The 12,648-nt window shown below is 44.8% G+C and carries 11 protein-coding genes and 1 other RNA gene; all 12 read left to right on the forward strand.

The genetic code is table 11. From position 1 onward, the window contains the following. The first annotated feature begins 448 nt into the window (after positions 1-448). The gene (gene rpoE / locus NST58_RS00595; protein ID WP_036679939.1) at positions 449-997 is read left to right on the forward strand and encodes a DNA-directed RNA polymerase subunit delta; all 549 of its coding nucleotides are present in this window, start codon (positions 449-451) and stop codon (positions 995-997) included. Between the two features lie 325 nt (positions 998-1,322). Beyond that, complete coding sequence (locus tag NST58_RS00600) at positions 1,323-2,930, forward strand: CTP synthase (RefSeq protein ID WP_076130377.1); 1,608 nt, start codon at positions 1,323-1,325, stop codon at positions 2,928-2,930. Positions 2,931-3,200: 270 nt separating this feature from the next. After that, the gene (locus NST58_RS00605; RefSeq protein ID WP_036679935.1) at positions 3,201-3,587 is read left to right on the forward strand and encodes a response regulator; all 387 of its coding nucleotides are present in this window, start codon (positions 3,201-3,203) and stop codon (positions 3,585-3,587) included. 207 nt (positions 3,588-3,794) lie between these two features. After that, positions 3,795-4,649, forward strand: coding sequence for a class II fructose-1,6-bisphosphate aldolase (gene fba, locus NST58_RS00610; RefSeq protein ID WP_036679934.1), 855 nt, complete (start codon positions 3,795-3,797; stop codon positions 4,647-4,649). A 188-nt stretch (positions 4,650-4,837) separates the two neighbouring features. After that, positions 4,838-6,091, forward strand: coding sequence for a UDP-N-acetylglucosamine 1-carboxyvinyltransferase (locus tag NST58_RS00615; protein ID WP_036679932.1), 1,254 nt, complete (start codon positions 4,838-4,840; stop codon positions 6,089-6,091). 164 nt (positions 6,092-6,255) lie between these two features. Beyond that, positions 6,256-7,608 (forward strand): transcription termination factor Rho, encoded by a 1,353-nt coding sequence (gene rho, locus NST58_RS00620; RefSeq protein WP_036679930.1) that lies wholly within the window; start codon positions 6,256-6,258, stop codon positions 7,606-7,608. Positions 7,609-7,633: 25 nt separating this feature from the next. Beyond that, a complete protein-coding gene (locus NST58_RS00625) occupies positions 7,634-8,911 on the forward strand; it encodes a radical SAM protein (RefSeq protein WP_339245636.1) in 1,278 nt (425 codons plus the stop codon). Between the two features lie 121 nt (positions 8,912-9,032). After that, positions 9,033-9,230 carry a 50S ribosomal protein L31 gene (gene rpmE / locus NST58_RS00630; protein ID WP_036679927.1) on the forward strand — a complete coding sequence of 66 codons (198 nt, stop codon included), beginning with the start codon at positions 9,033-9,035 and terminating at the stop codon, positions 9,228-9,230. A gap of 117 nt (positions 9,231-9,347) precedes the next feature. Further along, positions 9,348-9,616, forward strand: an RNA gene (gene ffs / locus NST58_RS00635) — signal recognition particle sRNA large type. A gap of 137 nt (positions 9,617-9,753) precedes the next feature. Continuing rightward, entirely contained in the window at positions 9,754-11,523 is a 1,770-nt protein-coding gene (gene dnaX / locus NST58_RS00640; protein WP_339189088.1) for a DNA polymerase III subunit gamma/tau, read from the forward strand. A gap of 47 nt (positions 11,524-11,570) precedes the next feature. Beyond that, positions 11,571-11,882 carry a YbaB/EbfC family nucleoid-associated protein gene (locus NST58_RS00645; RefSeq protein ID WP_036679924.1) on the forward strand — a complete coding sequence of 104 codons (312 nt, stop codon included), beginning with the start codon at positions 11,571-11,573 and terminating at the stop codon, positions 11,880-11,882. A 38-nt stretch (positions 11,883-11,920) separates the two neighbouring features. Continuing rightward, complete coding sequence (gene recR, locus NST58_RS00650; protein WP_036679922.1) at positions 11,921-12,520, forward strand: recombination mediator RecR; 600 nt, start codon at positions 11,921-11,923, stop codon at positions 12,518-12,520. Positions 12,521-12,648: the final 128 nt, after the last annotated feature.

Raw genomic sequence — 12,648 nt, forward strand, 5'->3', positions numbered from 1 at the left:
CCCTCCTCGGTGCCCTGCTGCCATATTGTATGAGCGGAGGGAGGGGTCCGAATGGGAACTTGCCCTTTTTTAAGGAAATGGGCTGCCCAGCGTGTCAAAAGACGGCGCTTTACATAAAATAAACAGAAGAGATTAAAACTCTCTTTGTAACATCCCGTAAGGAGCCGATCCTTGGCGTGGATACAGTCATGCGCGGAGGTCTTCCTCCGCCTTTTTAAATCCCATTTCTAAAAACTTTGGGTGCGGCGAACCTTGCTACAATTACATATCAACTCTTCTTGATGAAGACAGGTTTCCTGTATGGATAATAAGCAGGAGGCTTTTTCTGTTGGACGGTTCTTGCATTTGACTTGCATTTTGTTGTTAAATAGGTTTTACTTAGTTTTGTTAATGGATATTATTGAAATAAACCGTAATGTGAACAATGCGTGAGAGGAAGTGTCCTTTAGTGAGTACGCCACTCAATTTAAAGCTAGACCCTGAGAAAGTTAAAGAAATGCCAATGGTGGATCTTGCCTTTCTGGTGCTTAAAGCAGCCAATACACCGTATTATTACCGTGATCTGATGGTCGAGGTAGCCAAGTTACGCGGCATGACCGATCAAGAAAGCCAAGATACTATTGCCCAGTTATATACCGAGATTAACATTGACGGGCGTTTTGCCTGTGTCGGAACCAACCTTTGGGGACTGAAACGCTGGTATCCTCTTGAGCGCTCCGATGATCCGGTTGGTAACACTAAACGGGTGCGCATCATCAACGATGAAGACGATGATTTGGAAGATGACGATTTTGCTGATGAAGAAGAAAACTACACAGCTGAAGAAGAGGATTTCGACGCTATCGATGAAGATCGCGACGACCTCTATTCTGACGACGACAGCGAAGAAGAAGTCGACGAAGATGTCGTGATCGATGAAGATGACATAGACGAAGACGATACGGACGAAGACGATGCAGAAGATGGCGACGATGAAGATTCCGAGGATGACAAGTAAGATCAATAATCAGAAGAGTCTTGTCTGTGGCATAATTCCTCCCTTGACAGTGGGGGATCGTCAGAGTAAACTATTGCATGGGCTTATCATGTAAGTTAATAAACGTGTTTTCTAAAATAAAAAGTGCCCCGGTTCTACGGGTGTCACTTTTTTGTTTTTTTAGATGCAAAGTAGCTGTAGATTAATGGGATTTGAGGGATGACGGTTTATGTTTTCCCCGGTGAATAAAACTTTTGATTTCCCCTGTTTTGATGATAGTAAAACGGGTTACGATAAACACCATGTGCCGCTTTTATGTTTGGACTTTATTTAGGAGGGTTTTACAGTGACAAAGTATATTTTTGTAACGGGTGGCGTTGTGTCTTCCCTGGGTAAAGGCATTACCGCCGCTTCGCTGGGCAGGCTGCTCAAGAACAGAGGTCTAAAGGTAACGATTCAGAAATTTGATCCGTATCTTAACGTAGACCCTGGAACAATGAGCCCTTACCAGCACGGAGAAGTCTTCGTAACGGATGACGGTGCAGAGACTGACCTTGACCTTGGGCACTATGAACGGTTTATTGATATCAATCTGTCGAAGAACAGCAATGTGACGACAGGTAAGATCTATTCATCCGTAATCAGCAAGGAACGTCGTGGAGAGTACTTGGGTGGAACTGTACAAGTTATCCCGCATATTACGAATGAGATCAAAGAACGCGTGTTCCGCGCGGGCCGCGAGACCAACTCTGATGTTGTTATCACAGAGATCGGCGGTACTGTAGGGGATATTGAAAGTCTTCCGTTCCTGGAAGCGATTCGTCAAATCAAGAGTGATATTGGCCGGGAAAATGTGATGTATATCCACGTAACCTTGATTCCTTATATCAAGGCTGCTGGAGAAGTGAAGACGAAGCCGACACAGCATAGCGTTAAAGAGCTGCGCAGTATCGGTATTCAACCGAATGTCATCGTATGCCGTACGGAATATGAGCTTTCCGCAGATATGAAAGCCAAAATCGCACTCTTTTGCGATATTGATGCTAATGCTGTTGTGGAATGCCGCGATGCTTCGACGTTATATGAAGTTCCATTGAACCTTCGTGATGAAGGATTGGACGAGATTGTTGTTAATCATTTGAAGCTTACAACACCTGCGCCAGATATGCGCGAATGGGAAAGTATGCTTAGCCGGATTCAGAAATTAGAGAAGACAGTAGAAATCGCAATTGTAGGTAAGTACGTAGCACTGCATGACGCTTATTTGAGCGTTGTTGAATCACTTTCACACGCAGGTTTTGCTGCGAATGCAGAGGTTAAGATCCGCTGGGTGAATGCAGAGGAAATTACGGATGAGAACGTGGACGAAATGCTGCGTGGTATTGGCGGTATTCTTGTTCCTGGTGGTTTCGGTGATCGGGGAATCGAAGGTAAAATCTCCGCTATTCGTTATGCCCGTGAGCAATTGATACCTTTCTTTGGAATTTGCCTTGGAATGCAGGTTTCTGTAATTGAATATGGCCGTTCTGTTCTTGGACTACAAGGTGCAAACAGCTCCGAAATCGATCCAAATACACAATATCCATTGATTGATTTGCTTCCTGAGCAAAAAGATATTGAAGATATGGGCGGCACTATGCGTCTTGGGTTGTATCCTTGTAAGATTATTCCGGACTCTCTGGCAATGTCTTGCTATGATGATGAACTGGTATATGAGCGTCACCGTCACCGGTATGAGTTCAACAATGCTTACCGTGACGAAATTGAAAAAGCAGGACTGGTTATCTCCGGAACTTCTCCGGATGGCCGTCTAGTAGAGATCGTAGAGCTTCCAGAGCATCCGTGGTTCCTCTCGGTTCAATTCCACCCGGAATTCACTTCACGTCCGAACCGCCCGCAACCGCTATTCCGTGAATTTGTCAAAGCCTCTTTGACCCATTCCGAGCAGCAATAATTTATACACAGACAGAAAGAACCCTCGGTTCTTAAATAGTCGAAGAGAGCCTTCATCCGAAGGCTCTCTTTTTGTATTACCCTTTAATAGAAATATTGTAACTGACATTTATTTCATTTTAGACTCTTTATTTACCCATTTTATCCAATTAGCAGGATTTGGACAGTAAAGCACGAATAATAGGTTTCGTATGGAGTAGTTTCTAAAGGGGCCGGTCGCTGTGGAGAGCGCGGTATAGTCAATCTGCCTTAATTTCTGGGAGGGTATCGTATGGAAAAGAAGAAAGTATTAATTGTCGATGATCAGAATGGGATCCGGATTCTTCTTATGGAAGTGTTCAATAGTGAGGGATATACAACATTTCAAGCGGCTAACGGAAAATTGGCATTAGACATTGTTCGCAGCGAGTCACCCGATTTGGTCTTACTCGATATGAAAATACCGGGAATGGATGGACTCGAGATTCTGAAGCATCTAAAGGAGATCAATCCGTCCATTAAGGTCATTATGATGACGGCATATGGTGAACTGGACATGATTAAGGAGGCGACCAAGCTAGGGGCGTTAATGCATTTTACAAAGCCGTTCGACATAGACGAAATGCGCGTAGCGGTAAACATGCATCTTCATAACAAGTCTGTGGATCAATGCAGTTAGAACGGTGATTTCTGTATCGGTCCTATTTAGCGTGGTGACTCCGAAGAGGATGAGTGTAATTGTTATATGGGCTGGATAAAAATCGTCCCACCGGGACATTTTTTTGTTTACCCTATTTAGTATTTGACACAGGATGTGCTATAATAAGCCTGTATGTGATGTCGGTTTAAAAACATAGCCAACCAACATTCTTAGGAGGATGAAACCATGCCATTAGTATCTATGACAGACATGTTGAACAAAGCACTTGAAGGAAAATATGCAGTAGGTCAGTACAACATTAACAACTTGGAGTGGACTCAAGCTATTCTTGGTGCCGCTGAACAAGAAAAATCACCAGTAATCCTTGGTGTATCTGAAGGCGCAGCACGCCACATGGGCGGCTTCACTACTGTTGTTAAAATGGTTGAAGGTCTAATTATTGACATGAATATCACTGTTCCTGTAGCTATCCACCTTGACCATGGATCTAGCTTTGATAAATGTAAAGCAGCAATTGATGCTGGATTTACATCCGTAATGATCGACGGTTCCCATCACCCAATCGATGAGAACATCGATATGACTAAAAAAGTCGTTGAATATGCTCACGCTAAAGGCGTTTCTGTAGAAGCTGAAGTAGGTACTGTTGGTGGACAAGAAGACGACGTTATCGGCGGCATCATGTATGCTAAGCTTGATGAGTGCGTACGTATTGTGAAAGAAACAGGTATCGACACCCTGGCTCCTGCACTTGGTTCCGTTCATGGACCTTACCATGGCGAGCCTAACCTCGGATTCAAAGAAATGGAAGAAATCCGTGACGCTACTAACATCCCAATGGTTCTTCATGGTGGTACAGGTATTCCTGAACATGACATCAAGAAAGCCATCTCCCTGGGTACTTCCAAAATCAACGTGAACACTGAGAACCAAATCGTGTTCGCAAAAGTGGTTCGCGAAGTTCTAGCTGCTAAACCTGATGCTTACGATCCACGTACATTCATCGCACCAGGCCGTGATGCAATCAAAGAAACCGTTATTGGTAAAATTCGCGAATTTGGATCCAACAACAAAGCCTAATCATTGTAGCTTCCGCCTCAGGTGGACAAGCAATTTGTTAAAGGATAGGGCTATTACTCTGTCCAGTTGAATAGTTTGATGAGGAAAGCACACCGCTTAGCCGGTGTCTTTCCATTTTCATCACTAAAAGTCCACAGCACGTATTGCCCACCCAGCTGCAATACACGTAGGGGGAAATTGATAAATCTATGGAAAAATTAATGATTGGCGGTGGACGTCCGCTAGAGGGCGTTGTAACCATCAGTGGAGCAAAGAATAGTGCCATCGCGCTTATTCCTGCGGCAATTTTGGCCGAATCTGAAGTTGTTCTGGATAATTTACCGTCCCTTAGTGATGTAGCCGTATACTCCGAAATCTTGCAAGAGCTTGGCGCTAATGTATCCTGGTCAGGCAATCAGATGAGAATTGACCCTTCACGTATTGTATCTATTCCAATGCCCAATGGGCCGGTTAAGAAACTTAGAGCTTCGTATTATATGATGGGAGCTCTGCTTGGAAGATTCAAAGAAGCGACAATAGGTCTTCCTGGTGGCTGTAATTTTGAACCTCGTCCAATTGATCAACATATCAAGGGATTCGAGGCTTTGGGAGCAACAGTTACCAACGAACATGGTTCTATCCACTTATATGCAAAAGAGCTACGCGGTGCGAAGATTTATCTGGACGTATCAAGCGTAGGTGCCACTATAAACATCATGCTGGCGGCTTCACGAGCCAAAGGCTCTACAATTATTGAAAATGCGGCTAAAGAGCCTGAGATTATAGATGTAGCTACCCTATTGAACTCTATGGGCGCTGTTATTAAAGGCGCTGGTACAGAAACCATCCGGATCGAAGGGGTCTCGGAAATGCACGGTTGCCGTCATTCCATTATTCCCGATCGGATTCAAGCAGGAACTTATATGATTGCCGCTGCGGCTACGCGCGGTAATGTGTTGATAGATAATGTTATTCCTAAGCACTTGGAAGCCTTAACAGCCAAGCTTTTAGAGATGGGCGTGGATATTGAAGAGCTTGATGAAAGTATCCGAGTTATAGGTAGAGCTAATTATGAACATGCAGATGTTAAAGCACTGACCTATCCTGGATTTCCTACAGATTTACAATCTCCTATGACAAGTATGCTGACACAGGCAGAAGGGGTTAGTGTGCTTAGCGATTTCGTCTACAGCAACCGCTTCAAGCATGTGCCAGAGTTGGTAAGAATGGGCGCAAAGATTCGTGTTGAAGGCCGATCTGCAATTATTGAGGGCAGTAAACTTAATGCTGCTAAAGTAAAGGCAGCTGATCTGCGTGCGGGTGCAGCCCTTGTCATTGCCGGGTTAACAGTAGAAGATGGTATTACTGAAGTGACCGGCGTAGAGTATATTGATCGTGGTTATGATAATTTAGTGAGCAACCTTCGGCAACTTGGTGCTCATGTTTGGCGTGAGAATGAATAATATTAGGATATCCCGCTTGGAAGGAGTATTAATTTGCGGCCAAACCGCATATTTCCTTCCATTTGGGGTAATACTAACCTAATGAGCATTTTAATAGAATCATATTTTTGCCTAGTAGATAGACTAGGAAGAACTCATTTAAAAATTGAATAGGTGGTTATTACATGGATCTTCAAATTTCCGATCTGGAAGAAATGAAGCTGACCGAGTTATATAAGCTGGCCAAGAAATACCAGATTCCTTATTACGGACAGCTGAAGAAACGGGAACTGATCTTTGCGATCCTTCGGGCACAGGCAGAGCAGAGCGGTCTCATGTTTATGGAAGGCGTACTAGAAATTTTGCCTGAGGGCTATGGATTTCTTAGGCCGATTAACTATTTGCCCAGTGCTGAAGATATTTACATCTCAGCTTCACAAATTCGTAAGTTTGATCTCAGAAGCGGAGATCTTGTGTCTGGTAAATGTCGGACACCAAAAGAAAATGAACGATATTTTGGCCTGCTTCAAGTCAATGCAGTTAATGGCGAGAACCCTGCTAGTGCAGCGGAGCGTCTTCATTTTCCAGCATTAACACCACTTTATCCGCAAGACAAGCTACCGCTTGAAACATCCCCTACTCATTTGTCTACCCGAATAATGGATTTGCTCGCTCCTGTAGGTTTGGGGCAGCGGGGTTTGATTGTAGCACCTCCAAAAGCAGGAAAAACGCTCCTCTTAAAAGAAATTGCCAATAGTATTTCCACTAATAATCCTGAGATTGAGCTCTTTGTATTGCTGATTGATGAACGTCCTGAAGAAGTAACCGATATGCAGCGTTCTGTAAAAGGCGAAGTGGTTGCATCGACGTTTGATGAGCTTCCAGAGAATCATATTAAAGTGGCTGAGCTTGTGTTGCAAAGGGCACTTCGTTTAGTTGAGCACAAGAAGGATGTAGTTATTCTTTTGGATAGCATTACGCGTCTGGCGCGTGCTTATAATCTGGTGGTTCCACCATCTGGACGTACACTTAGCGGGGGGATTGACCCGGCGGCTTTTCACCGGCCGAAGCGGTTTTTTGGTTCTGCACGGAATGTGGAAGAAGGCGGCTCATTAACTATTTTGGCAACAGCATTAATAGATACTGGCTCGCGTATGGATGATATTATATATGAAGAATTTAAGGGTACCGGTAATATGGAGCTTCATTTGGACCGCAAATTGGCGGAACGCCGGATATTCCCAGCTATCGATATTCGTCGTTCAGGTACACGTCGCGAAGAAGTGCTCTTGAGCAAAGAAGAACTGGATACGATTTGGGCGATTCGCAAAAATATGAACGAGTCCTACGATTTTGTGGAGGGATTCATCAAAAAGCTGCGTGATACGAAGACTAATGCTGAGTTCTTGGCATCCTTTGACGTTGCTGGGGCAAAAACAACACCAAACGGGACTGCAAGTAACGGAGGCACCTCCAACAGCGGTACAGCTGCTCGTCGTACCACACGGGCGAAGACACCTTCAGTACCTACAACTTGAGAATTGATAATAAGAGGAGACTAACATGTATTTGGTATATGCCGACGGGCAAGGAAACGTATATGATCATCCCGAACTGTACGGGCTAGCCCGTAGTGGGGATATGATTGTTGAAATGCTGCAGGAAGAATTAATTCCATTACCAGAAGGTGCTACGCTCGTGGGCTTGCCTAGTACACGTGCTGTGGGTATGAATCCTGAGACGGGTGAAATGATGTCTTTGCCGGAAGGTTCGCAGGCTGTCGGAGCGCTGCTGCCGCAAGGCTACACTCGTCTATGTCTTCCTGGTTATGTGAAGACAGATAAGTCTTATAAGCTTCCTCTGTTTGGGTATTCGGCTGTAGTGTGGAAGGATGGCGGGTTCTATGTTGCGGCAGACCCTACCGATAATCCAGAGAAATGGAATCCACTTAATTGTGACAAAGAAGATCTTGAAGTCAGTGTTGGTGAGATGACAGCCAAATATCCTGATAACCGCCTCTATGAGCATCTTTCTAACTGTGCGCTTGGCTATGAATGCCTGACTTCCTCCAATACCTTTTTAGGGCGTTGGGAGGGCGGTGTACCCGTCTCTTATTCATGTAATGCTGGATGTTTTGGCTGTATTTCTGAGCAACCTGATGATAGCGGCTTTGTATCTCCGCAGACTCGGATGAATTTCCGGCCTACGGTCAACGAAATTTCACAAGTTATGTTGGAGCATTTAAAGACGCCTGAATCGATTATCAGCTTTGGACAAGGCTGTGAAGGGGAACCTTCCACGCAGGCAAAACTTATTATAGAAGCTATTCGTGAAGTGCGCTCGATTACTGATATGGGCTATATCAATATCAACACCAATGCGGGATTAAGCGATCATATGCGAGGAATCGTTGATGCTGGGCTCGATTTGATGCGTGTCAGCACAATCAGTGCCCTTGATGACCATTATAATGCTTATTACAAACCACGCGGTTATACATTGGCCAATGTAGAAAAATCTTTGAAATACGCTGCTTCGCAGGGGGTTTACACATCGATCAATTATCTGATCTTCCCTGGAGTGACTGATCGCGAAGAAGAGATTGAAGCGATGCTGGAGTTTGTAAGACGTACTGATCTTAAGCTTATTCAGATGCGCAATCTAAACATTGACCCGGAGAGTTATTTAGAGTTGATTCCTCCTGCCCAGGGTGAAATCCTTGGGATGAAGACGATGCTGGATATTTTCCGCGATGAACTGCCGGATGTAGTTATAGGCTCTTATACACATGTGCCACCAGCAGATATGGCGCGGGCTAAGCGGCGGGGAATCAATATTTAAGCAGCTAAAATGTAAAAATGAAACATATTGCCCAATTTGATATTTCGTGCTAAAATACCACAGTGTAATCATATAACTCTGGGTCCGCATGAGGCTTAGGGCATGAGAGGTGAAATTCAAAATGCAAGAAGCAATTCAACCAAAGTATAATGTAACTAAGGTAACCTGCGCATGTGGCAACACTTTCGAAGCTGGCTCTGTTAAACAAGAGCTTCGTGTCGAAATTTGCTCCAACTGCCATCCGTTCTTCACTGGCAAGCAGAAGTTCTTGGATGCCGGCGGTCGCGTTGATAAATTTAAGAAGAAATATGGTATCTAATTTGAACAGTCGCTTTGCGGCTTAACGGTTAGATTGAGCCCCCAGCTGTATAGCTGAGGGGCTCATTTTATGTCTTGGAGTTGATTTTTGTCCGAGCGTGAGCTATACTTATCTTCGCCGTGCTAGACGGGGAGGTAGCGGTGCCCTGTAACTCGCAATCCGCTGTAGCGAGGTTGAATTCCTGTTAGAGGTGCTATCGATGTGAGGCCTTGGTTCCTACGGGCTGTGTTGACAGTTGGGTCCTCCGCAATGAGTGCTTATGAACCTGGTCAGGTCCGGAAGGAAGCAGCCATAAGTAAGATTACTCTTGTGCCGGAGGGTGGCCTAACTCGAGCAGTCATGTAGGGTTGCCGCTTGGATCGTAGCCATCAATAACAGGTGCACGGTTTATAATTCTGTTTATCATAGCATCTTTGCCACAAGCAAAGATGCTTTTTGTTTTTGGTCAATAGCCGATGAATATAGTATAATAAATTTGCGACAAATGCCGGGAAAGCGGCAGCTTAAGAGAGGGTAATGCATAGTGGAACATATCGCGCTGTACCGTGCTTGGCGGCCGCAGTCGTTTCAAGACATGGTTGGACAACAGCACATTATCCAAACGCTGCAGAACGCAATTCGTGAACAGCGGGTTTCGCATGCCTATCTGTTCAGCGGTCCGCGGGGAACTGGTAAGACAAGTGCTGCTAAAGTCTTAGCTAAAGCGGTTAACTGTGAACGTGGGCCAGGTCCGGAACCTTGTAACGAATGTCCATCCTGCTTGCGAATCGCTGCGGGTAATGTAATGGATGTGCAGGAAATAGATGCGGCATCAAACCGGGGCGTAGAGGAGATTCGTGATCTGCGTGAGAAGGTGAAGTATGCACCTACCGAGGTGCGCCGTAAAGTGTATATCATTGATGAAGTGCATATGCTGACGACAGAAGCTTTTAATGCTCTATTAAAGACTTTGGAGGAACCGCCGTCACATGCGATGTTTATTCTTGCGACAACGGAACCTCACAAATTGCCGGCGACAATAATTTCCCGTTGTCAGCGTTTTGACTTCCGTAGAGTGGCGTTAGAAGAACAGACCGCCCATCTGACTGCTATTTGTGAGAAGGAAGGGATTACAGCGGATAACAACGCATTGCAGTATATTGCCCGTCTATCTGATGGTGGTATGCGTGATGCATTGAGCTTGCTGGATCAGATTTCATCCTTTACAGATGGTAATGTTACGTACGAGCAAGTGTTAGGAATGACAGGGGGAATTCCCTCCGAGCAATTTGCACGTCTTGCCACTGCCATATTAGAAGGTGATATGGGTCTTCTTCTGGAGCTCGTTGAGCAGCTTATGCATGAAGGTAAAAGTGCAGATAAATGCCTAGAGAATCTCATGTATTATTTCCGTGATTTATTGATGATTAAGATGGTACCCGAGGCCGATCAATTAACAGAGCGGGTGCTGAATCCTGCTGAATTTAAAGATATGGCCACCGCATTTTCTCGGGAGCGTCTATTTCAGATTGTAGATACAATCAATAAATACCTAGGTGAAATGAAATACGCAACACATCCTCAGACACTGTTTGAAGTGGCGCTGATGAAGCTTTGCAGCTTGCAGCAAGAGGTAAGTCAGAGTGCCGCATTTGCTCCGTTAGGTGAAACAAATGCCGGAGTAAGCGCGAATCATTCGAGCATTGACTCTGGTGAACTGGATCTTCTCAAAAGACAGATCGCAGCACTGGAGAAGAAGCTGGAACAGGCAATGCAATCCGGTGGTATTTCCGGAGGAGGGCGTGATGGTGCTCCTGCACCGAAATCGCACGCGGTTCCAACACCGCGGGTTTCTTCAGCCTCCAAAATGCCTCCTAACGTAGATAGGTTTATTGCTGGTAAGGATAGTCCCGATTTTGCAGCTATCTATAAACAGTGGAGCCTAGTCCTGCAGGGAGTAAAAGAGGAAAAGGTAACGGTTCATGCATGGTTTGTAGACGGTGAGCCAGTATCAATTATGGAGGATGCGGTGCTTGTTGCATTCAAGAACACGATTCACCGCGATACTACTGAGAAGCCGGCAAACAGACAGGTTATTGAGAGTGTGCTTGCAGCGCGTCTAGGCAAACCTTATAGACTTGTAACCATGATGCTTCGTGACTGGAATGAAGCTGCCCAGAAGTCTGTGGGACAGACTGGCAAAGAAGAACTGCAATTGGAGCATGAACACGATACTGCAGAAGCTAAACCTGAACCTTGGATTGATGAGGCTATCCAGCTTTTTGGAGAAGACCTTGTTGTCATAAAAGAGTAATATAAACATACTAGCGCTAATTGCGCATTCCAAAGGAGAGACGATGTATGAATAATATGAACCAAATGATGAAGCAAGTTAAGAAAATGCAGGAGCAAATGCTTAAAGCTCAAGAGGAACTCGGAGGCAAGGTTATTGAGGGTTCATCAGGTGGCGGCGTAGTTACTGTTCAAGTAAACGGCCACAAAAAATTGCTGTCTATTCAAATTAAACCGGAAGCCGTTGATCCGGAAGATGTTGAAATGCTGCAAGATCTTGTAATCACTGCTGTAAATGATGCATTGACTCAAGCTGAAGAGCTTGCTAACAATGACATGGGTAAATTCACTGGTGGAATGAAGATCCCAGGCTTGTTCTAATAGCCCACTCCACTTCAGTCTAAAGGAGAATTATTAATTTGTATTATCCCGAACCGCTAGCTAAGCTGATCGATGCTTTTACGCGTTTGCCCGGGATTGGACCGAAGACAGCCGCCCGGTTAGCTTTTCATGTGCTTAACATGAAAGAGGATGAAGTCATTGATTTTGCAAAAGCGCTAGTAAGCGTCAAACGCAATCTTCACTATTGCTCGGTCTGCTGTAATATTACGGATACGGACCCATGTAAGATATGTCAGGACAAAACTAGAGATCCTTCAGTGATATGTGTGATTCAAGACTCTAAGGATTTGGTGGCTATAGAACGAACCAAGGAGTTTAATGGATATTACCATGTTCTTCAGGGTGCTATTTCACCTATGGAAGGTATCGGCCCTGATGATATTCGCCTGAAAGAATTATTAACCCGTCTGAGTGATGAGAGAGTAAGCGAGCTTATAATGGCGACTAACCCCAACATTGAGGGAGAAGCAACGGCGATGTACATTTCTCGTCTTGTTCGGCCGTTTGAGATTAAAATCACCAGGATAGCTCATGGCTTGCCTGTAGGTGGCGATCTTGAATACGCTGATGAAGTTACTTTGTCCAAAGCGTTGGAAGGCCGTCGCGAGCTATTCTAGCAGCTCTATAGTGGTATTTTTCAAAAAGGAAGCCCTCGGGTTTCCTTTTTTTTGTTCTAAGTTTGTCCCTATCCCGATATGAATGAGAATAACGAGATGTGTATTTTGCATCAAAATTATTCTGAGGA

It is taken from the genome of Paenibacillus sp. FSL R10-2796, assembly GCF_037965315.1.
Classification (GTDB): Bacteria; Bacillota; Bacilli; order Paenibacillales; family Paenibacillaceae; genus Paenibacillus_AQ; species Paenibacillus_AQ odorifer.

Coding starts and splice junctions, on each gene's coding strand:
- NST58_RS00605 (WP_036679935.1), top strand. CDS start 3,201: ATGGAAAAGAAGAAAGTATTAATTGTCGATGATCAGAATGGGATCCGG.
- fba (WP_036679934.1), top strand. CDS start 3,795: ATGCCATTAGTATCTATGACAGACATGTTGAACAAAGCACTTGAAGGA.
- NST58_RS00615 (WP_036679932.1), top strand. CDS start 4,838: ATGGAAAAATTAATGATTGGCGGTGGACGTCCGCTAGAGGGCGTTGTA.
- rho (WP_036679930.1), top strand. CDS start 6,256: ATGGATCTTCAAATTTCCGATCTGGAAGAAATGAAGCTGACCGAGTTA.
- NST58_RS00625 (WP_339245636.1), top strand. CDS start 7,634: ATGTATTTGGTATATGCCGACGGGCAAGGAAACGTATATGATCATCCC.
- rpmE (WP_036679927.1), top strand. CDS start 9,033: ATGCAAGAAGCAATTCAACCAAAGTATAATGTAACTAAGGTAACCTGC.
- NST58_RS00645 (WP_036679924.1), top strand. CDS start 11,571: ATGAATAATATGAACCAAATGATGAAGCAAGTTAAGAAAATGCAGGAG.